Origin of the sequence: Kitasatospora arboriphila (assembly GCF_039528095.1) — a bacterium.
GTDB lineage: Bacteria > Actinomycetota > Actinomycetes > Streptomycetales > Streptomycetaceae > Kitasatospora > Kitasatospora arboriphila.
In genome coordinates, this window is the sequence record NZ_BAAALD010000083.1 from 16577 (window position 1) to 34120 (window position 17544).

The window sequence follows — 17544 nt, forward strand, 5'->3', positions numbered from 1 at the left end:
CCCCGGACGGGCGGCCGCCGGCGGGCGGTTCGGTGTTTCGCCGCAGGGGCGGCCCGACCTTCTCCGCCCGCTTCTGCTCAGTCCATGACGAGCTCGCCCTTCGCCACCCGGGTACCCAGCCGGACGGCGAGCTTCAGCCCGGCGTCCGGGTACAGGCGCAGCAGCGCCTCCTCCGCGTCGGCCGCCTCCTCGGCCTTGCCCACCTCCCGCTCGAAGGCCTTGAGGTAGTCACGGGTGAAGGCGATCGCGCTCGCGTCCGGAGTTGCCGCCGGCATCCGGTGCCCGGCCACCACCATCATCGGATCGAGCGCCTCCATCGCGTCCAGCAGGTCGATCCAGGCCTCCCGCCGGCCGGGGTCCGGGGTGTCCGCCGTCCAGGCGTGCAGCCCCTGGTAGAGCGCGACGCCGCCGAGCAGCACCCGGCTGCGGTGCTCCCACAGGAAGTGCCGGTCCGGCAGCTTCGGTTCGAAACCGCGCACCTCGAAGCGGTGTCCCTCGAACTCGATCACGTCGCCGTCCAGCGGCCGCAGCCGCGGCGGCCGGGTCGGCAGCTCGCTCCCCAGGTGCGCCCAGGTCGACAGCTTCGACGGGTACGTCTGCGCGATGTGCTCGATCACCAGCGGATGCGCCAGGAACGTCGCCTCCGGGAAGGCGTTCTGCACCTCTTCGGCGCCGAAGTAGAAGTCCGGGTCCCCGTGGCTGACGAAGACCGTGGTCAGGGGCCGCTCCATCGCCCCGACCAGCTGCGCCAGCTTCCGCCCGTCCGAACGGGTGAACCCGGTGTCCACCAGCATCGTCCCGCGCGCGCCGGCGATCAGCACCGCCGTCTTGTGCATGGACGACTCGGGAAGGTCGACGACGGCGAAGTCCAGCCTGCTCATGCCGGCTCCTCGGGTGCACGGAGCGGCGCAGACGCTGCGCCGCGGCGGGGCGGGGCGGGGTCGGCTCCCCGACCAGCGTGGGCCGCCGGCCGGTGCACCGCATGTCGACCCTGCGACCGGCGTGGAGCCCGCGGGGACCGCCCGTCCCGTCGCCCGGCCCCGGGGGCCGGAGGTCGCGGACGCCCGTCCGGCCCCGGGCCGGAGGGTCGCGGACGCCCGTCCGGCCCCGGGCCGGAGGTCGTGGACGCCCGTCCTGCCGTCCGTGCCCGGGGCGGTCCGGGCAGCTGCGAGGATGGCCGTATGACCGGCGAACCCCTCCCGTTCCCGCGAGAGCCCGCCGAACCGGCCCCCGGCGCCGTCCACCTCCCGGACTGGCTGGACGCCGCCGAGCAGCGCGCGCTCGTCGAGGCCTGCCGCGACTGGGCCCGGCCGCCCGCCGGGATGCGCACCGTCCGGATGCCCACCGGAGGCCACATGTCGGTGAGCACCGTCTGCCTCGGCTGGCACTGGTACCCGTACGGCTACGCGCGGACGGTCGTCGACGGCGACGGCGCCCCGGTCAAGCCCTTCCCGCCCCAACTCGGCGCCCTCGCCCGCCGCGCCCTCGCGGCGGCCTACGGTCCGGACGGCCTCGCCGCGGTGCCCGGCGCCGCCGGGTACGAGCCCGACATCGCCGTCGTCAACCACTACCCGCACGGCGCGCGGATGGGCCTGCACAAGGACAAGGAGGAACGCGTCGACGCCCCCGTGGTGTCGCTCTCGATCGGCGACGGCTGCGTCTTCCGGCTCGGCAACACCGAGACCCGCACCCGGCCCTGGACCGACCTGGAACTGCGCAGCGGCGACCTGTTCGTCTTCGGCGGCCCGGCCCGGTTCGCCTACCACGGCGTGGTGAAGACGCTGCCCGGCACCGCCGACCCCGCACTCGGCCTGGTCGGGCGGCTGAACATCACCGTCCGGCAGTCCGGACTCGTCTGAGGCCGTTGCCCTGCGGCTTCGGGGCCGCCGTTGCCGGGCCGTTCCGGGCCGTCCGCGCCGGTCCGGCGGTCGGTTCCGGTGGTTGTTCCGGTCGCCGTTCCGGGCCGGACCGACCGCGGATTCCGATCCGGACGGCGGGAATTCCCCGATCCGGAGGAGACTTCTCGGTAGACGTAGAGCGCCGGGCGGCGCCGCACCGGAGATCCCGGGCAGGCGTCCGGCGGCCTGGAGAGGACACAGGACATGGGCACGCCCGTCGACCAGCTCGTCGACCTGCTCGATCTGGAACAGATCGAACTCAACATCTTCCGGGGACGCAGCCCGGAGGAGGCCCTCCAGCGGACCTTCGGCGGACAGGTCGCCGGCCAGGCCCTGGTCGCCGCCGGCCGGACGGTCGACGGGGACCGCCCGGTGCACTCGCTGCACGCCTACTTCCTGCGTCCCGGCGTCCCCGGCGTGCCGATCGTCTACCAGGTCGACCGGATCCGCGACGGACGGTCCTTCACCACCCGCCGTGTGCTGGGCATCCAGCAGGGCCGGTCGATCTTCGCGCTGACCGCCGACTTCCACCGCCCCGAGCAGGGCGGCATCGAGCACCAGGACGCCATGCCGCAGGTCCCCGGCCCGGAGGAGCTGCCCAGCGCCCTCGACGAGGTCGGCTCCCGGCTCGGCGAGATGCCGCCGTTCATCAGCCGCCGCCAGCCCTTCGACATCCGCTACGTCGACCGGCTGCGTTGGAACAAGGAGGAGCTGGCCGGGGTCCAGCCGCGCAGCGGCGTCTGGCTGCGGACCAACGGCGAACTGCCCGACGACCCGCTGATCCACGTCTGCGCGCTCACCTACGCCAGCGACATGACGCTGCTCGACGCCGTCCGCGTCCCCGTCGAACCCCTGTGGGGCGAGCGGAACTTCGACATGGCCTCGCTCGACCACGCGATGTGGTTCCACCGTCCGTTCCGCGCAGACGACTGGCTGCTCTACCAGCAGGAGTCACCGATCGCGCACGGCGCCCGCGGGCTCGCCCGCGGCGAGATCTTCGACCGCAGCGGGCGGCTCGTCGTGTCCGTCGTCCAGGAGGGCCTGTTCCGGCCGCTCACCGCACGCTGACCCGGCGGGCGCGACCCGCCCGCGAGCCCTTGCGGATCCGATCCGCCACCGATACGCCACCGCTCAGGCACCGCTCAGGAAGGACCGCCGATGACCGCCGCAGAGACCGCCGCGGAATCCTGGCAGCGCTGGACCGAGGCCCGCGCCGCCGCCGTCAGCGCCCAGCACGGGCCGCTCGCACTGACGGGGACGCACTGGCTCGGCCCGGACCCGGAGCAGATCCCCGGCCTGCCGGGCGAGTGGTGGGCCGCCGACGGGGTCGTCCGGCTCGACGCCAAGGCCGAGTACGGCATCCGGCTCGAATCGGCGGCCGCGGCCGGGGCCCTGGACGGCGAGGTGTCGCTGCGGCCCGACACCGACCCGGCCCCGGAACGCGCCACCCTCGGCGAACTGCGCCTCGTCCCCATCGAGCGCGAGGGCGAGCTCGCCCTGCGGGTCTTCGACCCGGACGCCCCGGCCCGTGCCGCCTTCGCCGGCATCGACACCTTCCCGTACGCGCCGGACTGGGCCGTCGCCGCCGTCTTCACCCCGTTCGAGAGCGGCGACCGGGCGCTCACCGTCCCCAACGCGGACGGCAAGGAGCGGCCGCTCGCGGTCACCGGGCAGATCGCCTTCACCCTGTGCGGCGAGGAGTACGCGCTGACCGTCAGCCGCTCCGGCGGCCGGCTCAGCGGCGTCATCGCGGACGCCACCAGCGGGCATGAGACCTACCGCTTCCGGTTCATCACCCTGCCCGCGCCGGACGCCGACGGCCGCACCGTGCTCGACCTCAACCGGGCCCACCTGCCGCCCTGCGCCTTCGCCGACCACTTCATCTGCCCCTTCCCGCCGCCCGGCAACCGGCTGCCGCTCGCCGTCGAGGCGGGGGAGCGGCACGTGGTCACCGGCTGACCGTCCGTCCTGCCCGGTTCGGCGGGCCGGTTCGGCGGGCCGGGTCGCCGGGTCGTGCCGTCCGGGCGGTTCACCAGCGCATCCGGACGTCCTCGGCCCAGCCGAACAGGTCGTGGACGGCGATCCGGCTGCCGTCCGCCGCCCGGACGCTGCCGCGGTAGTGGCCGAAGCACTGGTCGGTGCGGTTGGCGAGCAGACCCGCCTCGGTGCGGGTGCGGCGGTCGTGGAACGGGGTGAAGACCAGGTCCACCCCGTCCGAGCCCGGGGTGCGGACCGTCCACGGCGCGAGCGGGTCCGCGAGGTCGTACGACCAGGCGAGCTCCTCGCCGATCCGGGTGAGACGGCCGTCCACGCAGAGGGCGTTCTCGGTGGTGCCGGTGCCGACCGTCCAGCGGCCGCCGAACTGCAGGCCGAGCGTGCGGCCGTCGTCGGTGCGGCCCGAGGCGGCGCCCCAGTTCCAGTGCACCCTCCGCGGCCAGCGGCCCCGGCCGTGGTCCAGCACCGCCCAGGCGTCGGCCGCCGCCCCGAACGGCAGCGTCTCGTCACCGATCCGCAGCGTGCCCCGGGCCGGGCGGGCGGTGTGCTTGGAGGTGTACTGGAAGCGCCGCCCGTCCCACGGGACGACCACGCCCAGCGTCTCGTGGCCGTCCGGCAGCGCCGCGAACACGTCGATCTCCACCGGCCGGCCGTCCGGCGCCACGCAGCGGGCCCGCAGCCGCGTACCGCCCGCCTCGCCGAGGACCTCCACCCGGACCCGGCCGCCGGTCGGCCGCTCCGGCCCCACCACGACGTCGGTGCCGCTCCCGTTCGACCCGGCGATCGCCTCCGGAAGGGCGACCCCGCGGCCGAACGGCACCAGGGCGGTGCGCTCCGCCTCCCAGGGGCGCGTGCGGCCGGGCCGTCCCAGCGCAGCACGTACACGCTGTTCAGCGCCAGGAAGTCCAGATCGCTCACGGTCAGCGCCACCAGGTGCGTCGGCGCGGCCACGCACCAGTACTCCCAGCGCTTGGTGCGGCCCCAGCCGCGCAGGTTCGCCCGGTGCAGCGGCCGGCGTGACCAGCCCACGGCCGCCGGATCGAGCCGCCCGTCCGGCCGGCAGAGGTCGACGGGGGCGGTCAGTTCGCGATCGGAGGACGCCACGGCGGTCACCGTAGCGGCAACCCCGGCGGGACGGGGTGAAACGTCGTGGTCGAACATGGTTGACCATGTCGACCGATCAGCCGCAGGCCCCCGAAGCAGCCCCGCCCACCCCCGCCCACACCACTGGCCCCGCGGCGGACGCTGCGGACCCCACGGTGGATGCTGCGGACCCCACGGCGGGCACTGCGGACTTTACGGCGGGCGCTGCGGACCCCACGGCGGACGCTGCGGCCCCGGGGCGGCTGCGGCGGATCGTCCGCGGTGCACTCGCCGACATCGGGCCGCTGCGCGACATCCCCGACTACCGGCGGGTCTGGTTCGGCCAGACCGTCTCCTCGGTGGGCCAGCAGATGACCGCCGTGGCCGTCGCCGTCCAGGTCTGGGACCTCACCCGGTCCAGCTTCGCCACCGGCCTCGTCGGACTTTTTTCGCTCGTCCCGCTGGTCGCCTTCGGCCTGTGGGGCGGCGCCGTCGCCGACACCGTCGACCGCCGCCGCCTCGGCCTGATCGGCTCCGCCGGCCTCGCCGCCGTCTCCGTCCTGCTCGCCGCCCAGGCCCTGCTCGGCCTGCACGTCGTCGTCCTGCTGTACGCGGCGGTGGCCGTCCAGGCGGGCTTCTTCGCGCTCTCCTCGCCGGCCAGGTCGTCGATGATCCCGCGCCTGGTGCCGCGCGAACAACTGCCCGCCGCCAACGCGCTCAACACCGTGAGCATGAACCTGGGCATGACCGTCGGCCCCATGCTCGGAGGACTGCTCATCGGGGCGTTCGGGGCCCAGTCCGCGTACCTCTTCGACGCGGTCGCCTTCAGCGCGACGCTCTACGCGATGTGGCGGCTGCCGGCGATGAAGCCGCAGAGCGACGGTGCCGACGGCAGCGGACGCAAGGGGCGGGCGTCCGTCCTCGACGGGCTGCGCTTCCTCGCCACCCGGCCGAACCTGCGCACCAGCTTCCTCGCCGACCTCGCCGCCATGATCTTCGGCCTGCCCCGGGCGCTCTTCCCCGCCATCGCGGTCGGCTTCTACGGGGGCGGGGCCGGAACGGTCGGCCTGCTCGTCGCCGCACCGGCCGTCGGCGCGCTGGTCGGAGCGCTGTTCTCGGGGTGGATCGGGCGGGTGCACCGGCACGGCGCGGCCGTCCTCGCCGCCGTTGCCGCCTGGGGGCTCGCCATCGCCGCCTTCGGGGTCGTCCGCGAACTGTGGCTCGGGCTGGCGCTGCTCGCGGCGGCCGGCTGCGCCGACACCATCAGCATGATCTTCCGCAACACGATCATGCAGGTGGCGGCGCCGGACGACATGCGGGGCCGCCTCCAGGGCATCTTCATCGTCGTGGTCGCCGGCGGGCCGCGCCTCGGCGACTTCGAATCCGGCACGGTCGCCACCCTCACCTCCTCCGTCACGATCTCCGTCGTCACCGGCGGGCTGGCCTGTGTCGCGGCCGTCCTGCTGCTCGCGGCGCGGCGCCCCGCCTTCCTCCGCTACGACTCCCGCAAGCCCACCCCCTGACCAGCCACGACACCACCCGGCCCCGCCACCCGAAACCTGGCAGCGAGCACCCCTCCACGTGCTGTATTGTTTTCCACGTCGCCGGGAGACCGGGGGCAAGGTCGAGAAGCCGAAGATCACCGGTCAAGATCGGTGAGCCGAGGCAGCGAGACCACGGGACGTGGCGCAGCTTGGTAGCGCACTTGACTGGGGGTCAAGGGGTCGCAGGTTCAAATCCTGTCGTCCCGACTTCGGACTGTTGTCCAAAGTCGCAGGTCAGAGGCCGTATCCGTTTTGGCGGATGCGGCCTTTTCGCGTTCTCGGGGCGGTTTCTGGGAGCGCAGGGCTGGGAGTGTTGGGAGCAAATGGGAGCGATGTGCTCCCAGTCCGCTCCAGAGGTCAACGCTGGGCCGGTCGTTGTCACCCGATCCGGTCGAGTTCGCGAAGACTTTTCTGTGAACGGTTGGGCGCAGGGCGCCTGCCGAGGGCGCGTGGGTGTGCGTGCGCAACGGGTGGCGGGCCGCTGACCTGCTGCTCCCAGAATTCTTTGTCCGGGAGCAGCGTTGCGTGTCAACGGTATTGAGCCCTCGGCGCTGGGAGTGCCCTTGTCCGAGGGCCGTTTGGCGGTCGGTCAAGGGCGGTTTTCCCGGTTCGCCGCTGCCGGCGGTTGTCCGGCGCGGTTCGGCGTGAAGCTGGCGGCCGGTTGGGAGTGGCTGTTCGTCCGGCTATGGAGCTGTACGGCGCCGACCGGACGTGGCGGAGCTATTGGAACAGGGACTCCTGCACCGCGGTGAGGCCTGCGGAGTGGCTGGGCTGCGCGAGTTCTTGTTGCCATGTCAGGCGTGCGTGCAGGGGAACTCGTTGCATAGATCCCTAGCAGAGGACCAGGCGGCGTGATTCGCGCTTGTGATCGTGGATGGCGCCGAGCCCGATCTCCCCGATCGGGGTCACGGCGATGCTGCGGTTGCACACAGGACACGGAACCCGCGGAAGCTTCATGACCGCATGGTGTACGGCGCCTCTGACAGCAGGGGGCTGTGGCTGTGCGCAGGCTCGGTGCCAGAGGGCAGCCCGGCTGCAGCTGGGTGCATCGGCTGGACATCGCAACGGAGCGGGCCTGCTGGAGCAAGCTCAGCTCCGAGATGTTCACGACGGGGGACGCCGCCGAAGAGTGGATCGCGGGGATGCTGCGGTTGGCCAGCTGCGGTGTCACCCCCGCCCCGGCGGCCATGCCGCTGGCCGAGTACGGGGACTCGGTGATGGAACTCGCCGTGTGCGGACTGGAGTTCAAGACCCTGGACCCCTACCGCGCCGGCTGGCGGCTGCGAATCGTCCCCACGCTCGGCCACCTGCCCCTGCGCACCGTCACGAACGGCGTGATCGACCGCGCCGTCTATGGCTGGATCGCGGACGAGCACGGCCGCTCGACGGTGAAGAACACCCTCGCCATGCTGGTGCGGATTATGGAACAGGCGGTCTGCGGCGGTGTCATCGACACCAACCCGCCAAGGTCAGCGGCTGGCAGCGCGAATACCAGCCGGCCGAGAACGAGCTGGACGACCCGCGCGCGCTCGCCCTGCCGGACTGGCACGCGCTGGACGACCTGGCGACCGCCCTGGTGCTGCGCTCGCACGGCCAGTACGGAGGCTAAAGCGACGTCGTGCGCTTCGCGGCCTGCACCGAGGCCCGGATCGGTGAGGTCTCCGGTGTGCGGCGCAAGGACATCGACCGTGCGCGATGGACGTGGGACCTGTGCCGACAGACCACCGCCGTGCCCGGCGGGCTGGTGGACAAGGGCACCAAGGGCAAGCGGCGTCGGACGGTGCCGCGGATCCCGGAGCTCCGGGACCTGGTCGCCCGGCGGCTCGATGTGATCGGCCCCGACCCGATGGCCCGGCTTTTCAGCGGGCCCAGGGACGGCCGGATCACCACTGCAGTCCTGCGGGACGCCACTCACTGGGACGAGGTGGTGGTGGAGCTGGGGTACGAGCACCTGCGCCACCACGACCTGCGCCACACCGGGCTGACTTGGAGGGCGGACGCCGGGTGCCGCTGCATGTCCTGCGGAAGATCGCCGGCCACGGGTCGCTGACGACGACCCAGCGCTATCTGCACCCAGACCGGCGCGCTATCGAGCGGGTCGGCGAGGCGCTGACCGCCCACCTGAGCGGCCCGCGCCGGGCCCCTGGTCCCGAAGTGGCCCCGCCGGACTCCCCCCGGACGCCACCTGCGGCTCGTCCGCTGAACCGACCGTAGAAACGGCAAAAGCCCCGCTGGCCTGGACTTCCGTCCAGGCCAGCGGGGCTTTGACATTCCTGTCGGGACGACAGGATTTGAACCTGCGCCCCCCTTGACCCCCAGATTGCGCCAGTGGACGTTTCCGCAGGTAGGGGCCGTACTGGGCCACGTCGCGCCGGGTGGCTGGCCAGACGTTGTTCGGTTCCGCGCGCAGCGTGTGGTCCCGGAATGGTCCCGCAGGAAAGCACCGTCGGCATCACCTCAGATGCGCGAACGGCGACGTCCTTGGGAAGAGTCAGTCAAAGGGGTCGTTAGCTTGGCGCGGTGCGGGCAGGCAGATCCACGCCTGCCCGCACTCTGGCCAGGTGGCCCCTCATCTTGCTCGGCGCCAGTACCAGCAGTTGTCAGCTGGCCAGCCTTGCGTCCTTCTCGGCCGGGGAGGACCGATCAGGCTTGTCTTCAAGCCCTCCCATCCCAAGGTGGCAGGGGATCGCCGAGGGGCTCAGGGGCTCTTGACGTGGACTGCCGGTTCAGGCGCCAGACGTAGAGACGATCGCTTGGCCATCGTGGCGGGAGTCCTTGGCCCGGAACCGGAGCATGCGGCGGGAGGAATCAGTCGCGGCCAGCGGTGGGAACAGGGTGAAGGCCATCACAATCTTCCGCAGGTCGGCTTGGCTGTTGGTGACAGCAGAGCGCACATCCTCCGCATTTGCCCCTTCGACTATCGGGTAGATCAGTGCGACACCGGTCTGAGGGCCGACTGCCGCGTCCTCACCGGAGGCCGCAGCTGCGTCGATGAGGGCCTGGGCGGCTTGGCGGTGCTCAACAGTGGCGATGCGGCCGAATGCTGGCTTCCCGAGCTGGCGGGTACGGCGCGCAAGCGATAGCTGGGCGGATTCCGCCACCGAGGCTTCGATGCGGTAGGCATCGGTGAGCTGGGGCGCGATGAGGACCCAGTCGTTGACGAGGGCCAAGCTACCGTCGAGCTGGGCCAGGTAGTGCAAGTGCGGGGCGAAGTAGCCCTTGTACTCCCATTCAAGGCTGCCGAGAACGGCCACGAGTTCAGCGTGCTTCACCCTGGAAATGAGGGCAGAGAAGGGCCTGGGCGGTGCCATGCCCGCGCCGAACAGGCTGGCAATCTGGCTGGCCTGGGCAGGGAAGGCCTTGAGGATGGGGGCCCAGCGGTTGGTGTTGCGTGCCAGCATGTCGGGATCTTGCGGATAGACGGCAGGCTCGATGGGCTTTCCGGGTGAGCGGATCTCGACGAGTTCGGCGTTGAACATCTTGTTGCGGGCGGATGGCCTGACCCACGGCAGGTGCTGAGACACTAGGGGCGCTACATCGTTGGGAGTGAGCTGCGGCTTGCCGTCGATGAGTCCGGAGTACTGCTTGAGCTGCTGACGGAACAGTTCCTCGTCGCGGCAGACTGCCTCGAATGCCTCGTAGAGGTCCACTGTGGATGTCTTCGTGAGGGGCTCTTCACGTCCGATGTAGAGACGTACCAGGTCGCGGTACCCTGGGCGGTATCCGAACCAGCGGCCCATCTGCATGAGGGTGTCACCCTGGCGGGCGGTCCGGCGGTAGTACGTCACAGTCAAGCCCTCCACTGTGAAGCCGCGGGAGAGCTTGGTGCCACCGACGAGAATCTTCCAGACGCGCGGGGTGCGATCGAAGTCGAGATCGAGCTGGTCGAAGTAGCGGTCGGTGTTGCCGTTGACGACCACTACCGGGTTTCCACCGCTGTTGATCAGCTGCCGAGCGCGGCTGACATACGGGCGCAGCTCATCGTAGGACCCAGGATTGGGTAGGTCAGCTGCACGCGCTTCGGATACTACCCGGAAGTCGGTTTCCCAGCGGGCAGCAAGTCGGAGATGGCCTTCGGCGGAGGCGTAGCCGGCCTGGTGCCACATGGACTTGATCCGCCGTGAGAGATCGTCGTGGTCATCGGTCCGGACGGATTCGTGGACGAGCATGGTGTGATGGCGGAAGGGGTCGGCGTCCACCCCGTGGTCGGCCCGGAAGAGTTTTAGGGCGCCGGTCAGAACAAAGCTGTCTATGGCCTCCTGAAGGCGGTCGCCGGTCTTGGAGGTGATCGATCGGACGTGCGCCTTCTCCTGGGAATTCTCGGGCGTGCGCTCAGAGTCGGAGAGCGGAGAGTCGAGGTCGTGGAAGTCCCGGACGCCCATGTATCCGTCCGGGCTCTCCAGTGAAATGAGAAAGTCGCTGGGGAAGATGTCTTCGGCATCGCCCGGATCGACGAAGACGTTCGCAAATGGTGTCGCCGTATATCCGACGTACTGGGCCCGGGGAAGGAGCTTTAGCAGTTGCGATATAAGACCATTGATGGCCGTGCGTGTGGGCGCGTTGTTGCGCCACTTCTTCGGATCGGTGGTGTTGACAGAGGCCTGATCGGATTCGTCATCGATGATCAGAGCAGGGATCTCGCCGAGGATGCCGCGGATCTGCTTGAGGTCTTTGACGAGCTTGGTGAGGACCGCCTTGTTCTTCTTGACGACCAGAACCCGGGCTGCTGCATGATGAAGATTCACGGGGTCGTAAAGGCGCTTGGCTCGGTCGCGCTTCTCGAACTCCAGGGCACGGATTCCCTCGCCAAGCCCCTTGTAGTCCTTGTCCCGCGTAGTCAGGCGGTCGATGTCGAAGGATTGCTGGGCCGATGGGCGGCCGCCGTGCTGTACGAACTTCGGCCAGTCTTCATCGTGGACATAGTCGATGCCTATAACGGAGTCGAGGTCGCTCAGGTCCGCATCCCTCAGGATGTTTTCCTGGCCGACAAGCTCCATGTCCAGGCGCTTCTGCGTCTGGGCGCGGAGAAGGTTTAGCGTGCCGCTGAGGACGATGACAAGGCGGTAGCCAGCATCGATGGACCTGGCGATGACACCAGTGAAGTTCGCGGTCTTGCCGGACTGCACATGGCCGACGACCAAACCTTTGGCCTGCCGCAAACCCTCCTGCTCCGGATCGGTCAAGCGCTCGACTACTGCCCGCGTTGCCTCCCTGAGGTCGGCGATGGTTGCCTCGGACCGCTTCTTCTGTCGCAGGTGCTGCTCGTAGGCCGGCCAGTAGTACGCGCGGGCCATAGCGCGCTCGGGTGTGTACCAAGGAATGTGCTCCTTAGCGATGACAGTGGCTCCTGCGGCATGGACTACTGGGACGGCGGCATCAAGGATCTCGCGCAGCGCAGGACCGAACCCAAGCCGGTCGTAGATGGCGGCGCGGCGCCCAGGGGTGCGAGGGTCCGTTTCGGTCGGCCACTGAGGCGTGTCCTGGGCGTCCCATGCGTTGAGGAAGCGGGCCCACAATGCGGTAAGCGGGTCGCCGAGCGCTTCCTCGTTGGCGAGGCGGGTGTGGAAGGTTTCTTCGCTGAGATCGGTGCCGGGGAAGTCCTCATCGGCAATGAGCTCGGCGAACGTTCGGAACTTCCGCGGACTCGGCTGCATACCGTTCAGGACCTGCGTATGGATGTGCAGGATCGGGTCAGTAGTCACAACGGCCCCCTCGTAACGGGCATCAGACTGTTTTCAGTATCCGATACGGTTGCGGCGCTCGCGCTGCGCATGGACGGAGGCGAGCAGGATGGTATTCCAGTAGTCGATGCGGTCTGCGCGTTTCCGCTCCCAGCGCCCCAGGCCGAAGCAGTCCTGGAGGAGCAGGTAGAGCAGCGTTTTTGTGACAGGTGCATCGTTTGCGCCGCCGCGGCGGCCGTCGTTGAAGTCGTCGCGGAAGGCCTTGTTGAGAAGGATGGCGTTGCCGTCGCGGTCCAGCTCGAAAAATTGATCCGCAGGGAGGCTCACCCAGTCGATACGAAGGGGCTCCTCACCGCTCTTGATTCGGAGCTCCTCGCGTACAGCCCGCTTGACCTTCGGGTCGAACCCCTTGCCGGGCTCAATGACAGCAGGCCTTTCAATGGCCGACCGCGACGCCCCCTCCCGATACGCCGCCTCCGCATCTGCGAGGAAGGCGCGGAAGGAGTGGCCTGCGGTGTCGGTTGCCTGCTCCACGGCGTCGGTGAAGGCCGGGGTGACCTGGACTCCGTCCTTCTTGACAGTCAGGCTGAATACCTCGCTGCCGTTCTCGGGCAGGTCCACTGCTACCCGGGCGAGTGATAGGTGCGACTCAGGCGCCCGCAGGTTGCTCCACCCACCGGCCTGCACGAGGCGGTCGTTGCGGTAGAAGTAGAAGCCCTGCCGTTCGTGCACCGGACCGATCTGACGGAAGCCCCCGAGGTTCGACTTGGCGGGCCAGATGTGGGCTTCCAAGTCGACCCGGCCCACACCCTCCACTGGCGCCTTGTACTTCCTCGGGTACCCGGGGCTGCCCGGGACCCGGTAGCCGAAGGGGTCCAGGGGAACCACGTTGATGTGGTCGGTCTCCTCATCCGCGATCACGTCCCGGACAGCGATGTCCAGTCGCAGCCCTCGTGTGAGGAAGCGGTGCAGGTAGAGCCCGAGGTGCCTCTCAAGCTGCGAGTTGGCCTTCGACAGGAACTGGTCGCTCTGTCCCGGGGCGATAGTCTCGAAGGCGCGCACCCGGTCCCAACGCACGATCGTGCCCTGCTGCCCGATCAGGCTGCTGTAGGAGCTGATCTGCTCATGCGCGAAGCCCTCGTCGACCGTGTCGCAGCGAAAGCCGTCCTCGATCCCTTCCGCGGTCAGCTTGCGGCCGACGGGGCGGGTCTTCCTAGTACGGCTTATGACGGTAAGTGAGCGGGCCTGCGAGAGCGATGCAGCCTTCAGGCCTGTGCCGTACATGCCCAGGGCATGGCGTCCGTATTTCCGGCGCCGACCGACAGTCATGGCGTCGTCAAGCGACTTGCCGTCCATGCCGAGCCCGTTGTCGAGAACCAGCAGCGATACGATCCGATCGGCCGCTCGTAGGAAGAGCACTATCGCGGTGTCGGCTTCAGCGTCGATCGAGTTGTCGATCAGGTCAGCGATGGCGGCCTCGAAGCCGTACCCCTGATTGGTCAGAGCCTTTGCATACCCTGCATCAGGCGGCAGGCGCCGACTGCCACTAGTGGGGACGTCGTACTCCCAGCCGCCAGACGCAGAAAGCGGCATACGTCCCCACCTCTCATGGCGCCACAGCCGACTGCGCCGGCCAAGCAGCCCCTCACCTATGAGGATCATCCTATGCGGCTTGCACCGCATGTGCGGCCTGTTGCCAACCGCATTTGAGCATCTCAATTCGGTTGCGCCGCAATGAAATCGAACGTGGCTGCGAACACCTGCCCGACTGTCGGGGCCGCATGGCCTGGGGCGGTCCGCTGAGCGCGCACCTGAGCGGCCCGGCGGAACTGACGGAACGTTAGCCCTGATTTTAGGGCGGAAGCAGACGGTCGTGTCACTCATAAACGCTCATAACAGCGCCGGGAGTTGAGCGCCATCGTGGTGAGGGCGGGGACACCGCCGGGAGAGCCGCGTCTTCGCCCGCTTCCGCACTCGGGGCGGCCACCAGGATGCAACAAGGAGGCGAGCAGGTGCTGCTGCCAAGGACGACCACCGAATACGGCACCGCTCCGACGCTGTCTCAGCTGCACGGGCACCAGGCCGTGCCCCTGCTGACCCGTGGGATCCCTGCGGGCCCGGCTGCCGCGCGGACGGCGAGGCTGGAGGCCCGTGGCAGGTTCAAGGAGGAGCTGCTGCCCGAAGCCGCCGACAACCTGGAACTGGTCGTCACCGAGCTTGTCACGAACGCCAGCGAGGTCACAGGCGAAGGCGCGACGGTGCAAATGCGAATCCGGTCGGCAGACGGTGCGCTGCTCGTCGAGGTCATCGACGACTGCCCGGTCGCGCCCAAGCCCCGCTCCCCTTCGGACGACGACGAGGAAGGCCGGGGCCTGCTCCTCGTGGACTCGGTCTGCACGTCGTGGGGCTGGCACTGGTCGGACGAAGGGAAGACCGTGTGGGCCATCGTGCCGACTGCGCCATGCGCGTAGTGCGCCCTGAGGCCCGTTGATCTCTCACCGGTCGACTTGCCAGTGGGAACGAGGCGGCCCAGGCCCGCGTCCGATTCAGGTCGTCTCGTCCGCGTCCGTCACCCGAGGGCGGCACCGATGAGTCCGGACAGGTCCGGCGCGGCCATCTCGGAGGCGGTCCGCCGCCCGTCCTGTCTACGTCCCAGCAATGCCCGTCGCGCGCAAGCGCGGCTCGGAAGCCCAGAAAGGACTGGGAACGTGAGGTTATCGATCATTACCGACGAGGTGTCCCAGGATCCGGCGGCGGCCGTCGAGTATGCCGTCGAGCAGGGGATCCGGTACGTCGCCGTGCGCTCCGTGTGGGGCAAGAACATCCTGCAGTGCGATGACTCCGACATTGAGAGTCTCGTCGAGCTGTTCGACCGGTACGAGGTCGCCGTCACCTCGATCATGTCGCCGCTCTTCAAGTGTCCGGCTGAGAGCAGCGGCGAGTCGGCGCCGGTCGATCCGCACTTCGTCGGCTTTCCGCCCGTTCTGGCTGAGCACCTGGACGCTGCTCGTCGGCTGCCGGCGATCGCCGCCGCGCTGAAGATACCGACTGTGCGGATCTTCACCTTCCTCACGGCGAAGGCCGGGGACAGCATCCCCGCGAAGCAGGAGGCGCTGATCCGGCAGACGGTCGGGGACTGGCCGATCTCCTTGGCAGCGGTGGAGAACGAGTACGTCTGCCACGTGCGGACGCTTCCGGAGCTGGAGGACTTCACGACGGCGTCGGGCCTCTCCGCGATCGTGGACCCGTGCAACCACCTCATCGCGGCCGATAACGACGGCCTCAGCGAGCTGACCGCAAGGCTGGTCGGACGCACGGTCGACGTTCACGTGAAGGACCGCAAGGAGGGGCGTTACGTGCCCGTCGGCCAGGGAGACCTCCGATGGGCCGAGATCTTCGAGAGGCTCCGGAACCTGGGCTACACGGGGACGGTCACGCTGGAGTCCCACCTCCGTGGCGACCTGGAGGGGATCGGCCGCTCGATCACCGCGCTGCGCGAGTGGGTGGCGCTGTGACGGCGATTGCGGCTACCGCCGAAGTGCTCCCTGCAGAAGGCGCCGCCGCGTCCTGCGCCCCGGTGGGGCTCGTGATCGTGGGTCATGGCCGGTGGGGTGCGAATCACGCCCGTGCAGCTGCAACGGCGCGCGGCACCGTACTGAAGGGTGTCGTCGATCCCCGGCCCGCCGCGCGTGAGGCCGCTCGCCAGAGGTACGGAGTCAGGACGTCCGCGAGCCTGAGCCAGGCCTTGAGCGACAGCAGCGTCGAGGCTGTCGTGATCGCAACCCCGGCCGCTACCCACACCGAGGTGGTGAGCGAAGCACTTCGCTCCGGCCGCCACGTGCTCGTCGAGAAGCCGGCGGCCATGAATCTTGCCGAGGCGCAGATGATGGCGGCCGAAGCGGATGCGCGGGGCCTGCAGCTTTCCGCGGGCCACACCTTCCTCTACACCCAGCCCGTACGGAACCTCGCGCGGTGGCTGCGAGAGGCGGCACCGAGCACGCCCTGGCTCGTGCGGAGCGAGCGGCTCGGCGGCCGGCGCCGCACGGACTGCGATGTGCTGTGGAACTTCGGCCCCCACGACGTGTCGGTCCTGCTGCACCTGCTGGCCGAGCCGGTGGTCGAGGTAACTGCCCGAGGGCACCGGTTCCCCGGCGGCCGGCACCTTGACGGGGTCACGCTCGACCTCGGCTTCGCATCAGGTGTCCGTGGCGAGGTCTACCTCGGCTGGAGGCACCCGGGCGCCAAGCGGTCGCTGCGCGTGCTGGGCGAGGACTGGGCGGTCAAGTACCGCCACGGCCACCTGGACGGCGAGGACACGCTGACCCAGACCGGACCGCAGGGCCCGAAGGAGATCGACCGACTGCTCGCCGACGGCTGCCGGCCCGGCGAGCGGGGCGGGCTCCGCGGCTACCGGGAGCCGCTGATTCTCCAGCTGGAGGAGTTCGCACTGGCCTGCCGCACCGGCAAGCCGACCGTCAGCGGACCGGAGCACCTGCTGGCCGTGACGAGCGTGCTGGAGGCCGCCGCCCGGTCGGCGGAACTCGGCGGGCGCGCGCTCGTTCCCGAGCCGGTCGTCCGACCTCGCACTGGGGAGTCGGCAGCACCGTTCCAGTCGGCCGGCCAGGCCCTGGCGCAGCACTGAGGAGGAGTTGGCTGTGGACATTCTGGGCGTGAACCTGACCCGGACATCGACGGGTACCGACCTCTACGACGGTGCCGCCGTGCTGCTCCGCGACGGTGTCCCAGTGGCCGCGATCGCGGAGGAACGCCTCACGAGGACAAAGCACTGCGGATCGGTTCGGCTGGCGAGCCGGTACTGCCTCGATGCGGCCGACACCGACATCCACTCCGTCGGCCGCGTCGCGGTGAGCATCTGCTGCGACGTGCCGCCGCCGGCTGGCTGGGCGGCTGCCGAGCTGCGGAAGCAGGGGCTCGACGTGCGAGACGAACAGGTTGTCGCCGTCCCTTCCCACCATCTCTCCCACGCCGCCAGCGTCTTCCTCGCCAGCCCGTTCCAGGAGGCGATCACCGTCGTGGCCGACAACGAGGGAAACATCCTTCCGCCACAGACCAGACCGGAGTACTGGCTCAACCGCCTGGAGCGGACGACCGTGTGGCACTGCCGGAGCGGAGCCGGCACTGAGTTCCGGCGGATCGCCAGCCACGGCGACGGACCCGACGAGATCTCACTGGGCGTTTCACCCATGAAAGCGCTGGTTGATGCGGGTTTTAGAGCCGTCCGGCCGGAGCCCTTGGCGCGACTCCCGGGGCAGAAGTGATCGGCGTGGCACCTGCCCATGAAAGCCCGCCGGAGATGCGCACTGCGTCCTGTCTCATCCCAAA

General features: G+C 69.7%; 12 protein-coding genes, 1 tRNA gene and 1 pseudogene. 10 read left to right on the forward strand and 4 right to left on the reverse strand.

Annotated elements, in window-relative coordinates:
* Positions 1–77 precede the first annotated feature (77 nt).
* Positions 78–881 (reverse strand): MBL fold metallo-hydrolase, encoded by an 804-nt coding sequence (locus ABD353_RS30635; RefSeq protein ID WP_344626938.1) that lies wholly within the window; start codon positions 879–881, stop codon positions 78–80.
* A gap of 300 nt (positions 882–1181) precedes the next feature.
* Here ABD353_RS30635 and ABD353_RS30640 point away from each other — a divergent pair, with 300 nt between their 5' ends.
* The 3 genes from ABD353_RS30640 to ABD353_RS30650 all read left to right on the forward strand — a co-directional run bounded on the left by ABD353_RS30640 (position 1182) and on the right by ABD353_RS30650 (position 3857).
* Entirely contained in the window at positions 1182–1859 is a 678-nt protein-coding gene (locus ABD353_RS30640) for an alpha-ketoglutarate-dependent dioxygenase AlkB family protein (RefSeq protein WP_344626939.1), read from the forward strand.
* 243 nt (positions 1860–2102) lie between these two features.
* A complete protein-coding gene (locus tag ABD353_RS30645; RefSeq protein WP_344626940.1) occupies positions 2103–2966 on the forward strand; it encodes an acyl-CoA thioesterase in 864 nt (287 codons plus the stop codon).
* Between the two features lie 90 nt (positions 2967–3056).
* On the forward strand, positions 3057–3857 hold the full coding sequence (locus tag ABD353_RS30650; RefSeq protein WP_344626941.1) for a DUF1684 domain-containing protein: 801 nt from the start codon (positions 3057–3059) through the stop codon (positions 3855–3857).
* Between the two features lie 70 nt (positions 3858–3927).
* Here the strand turns inward: ABD353_RS30650 and ABD353_RS30655 are convergent.
* Positions 3928–4997: pseudogene (locus tag ABD353_RS30655) on the reverse strand (DUF2804 domain-containing protein).
* 65 nt (positions 4998–5062) lie between these two features.
* Between ABD353_RS30655 and ABD353_RS30660 the strand changes: the two are divergent.
* From ABD353_RS30660 to ABD353_RS30670, 3 genes are all read left to right on the forward strand, one after another.
* The gene (locus ABD353_RS30660; RefSeq protein ID WP_344626942.1) at positions 5063–6499 is read left to right on the forward strand and encodes an MFS transporter; all 1437 of its coding nucleotides are present in this window, start codon (positions 5063–5065) and stop codon (positions 6497–6499) included.
* Positions 6500–6653: 154 nt separating this feature from the next.
* Positions 6654–6727, forward strand: a tRNA-Pro gene (locus ABD353_RS30665).
* 1411 nt (positions 6728–8138) lie between these two features.
* Positions 8139–8570 carry a hypothetical protein gene (locus ABD353_RS30670; protein ID WP_344626943.1) on the forward strand — a complete coding sequence of 144 codons (432 nt, stop codon included), beginning with the start codon at positions 8139–8141 and terminating at the stop codon, positions 8568–8570.
* A gap of 676 nt (positions 8571–9246) precedes the next feature.
* Here ABD353_RS30670 and ABD353_RS30675 read toward each other — a convergent pair.
* Both ABD353_RS30675 and ABD353_RS30680 read right to left on the reverse strand, forming a co-directional pair.
* Positions 9247–12174 carry a Z1 domain-containing protein gene (locus tag ABD353_RS30675; RefSeq protein WP_344626951.1) on the reverse strand — a complete coding sequence of 976 codons (2928 nt, stop codon included), beginning with the start codon at positions 12172–12174 and terminating at the stop codon, positions 9247–9249.
* Positions 12175–12255: 81 nt separating this feature from the next.
* On the reverse strand, positions 12256–13794 hold the full coding sequence (locus ABD353_RS30680) for an ATP-binding protein (RefSeq protein WP_344626944.1): 1539 nt from the start codon (positions 13792–13794) through the stop codon (positions 12256–12258).
* Positions 13795–14213: 419 nt separating this feature from the next.
* On the opposite strand from ABD353_RS30680, the gene ABD353_RS30685 reads away from it, so the two are divergent.
* The 4 genes from ABD353_RS30685 (at position 14214) to ABD353_RS30700 (ending at position 17480) form a co-directional block, all read left to right on the forward strand.
* A complete protein-coding gene (locus ABD353_RS30685; protein WP_344626945.1) occupies positions 14214–14672 on the forward strand; it encodes an ATP-binding protein in 459 nt (152 codons plus the stop codon).
* Positions 14673–14909: 237 nt separating this feature from the next.
* Positions 14910–15716, forward strand: a complete 807-nt coding sequence (locus ABD353_RS30690; RefSeq protein ID WP_344626946.1) for a sugar phosphate isomerase/epimerase family protein — start codon at positions 14910–14912, stop codon at positions 15714–15716.
* Entirely contained in the window at positions 15713–16843 is a 1131-nt protein-coding gene (locus ABD353_RS30695; protein WP_344626947.1) for a Gfo/Idh/MocA family protein, read from the forward strand. Before ABD353_RS30690 ends, ABD353_RS30695 begins: the two co-directional genes overlap by 4 nt.
* 13 nt (positions 16844–16856) lie before the next feature.
* The gene (locus ABD353_RS30700; protein ID WP_344626948.1) at positions 16857–17480 is read left to right on the forward strand and encodes a hypothetical protein; all 624 of its coding nucleotides are present in this window, start codon (positions 16857–16859) and stop codon (positions 17478–17480) included.
* Positions 17481–17544: the final 64 nt, after the last annotated feature.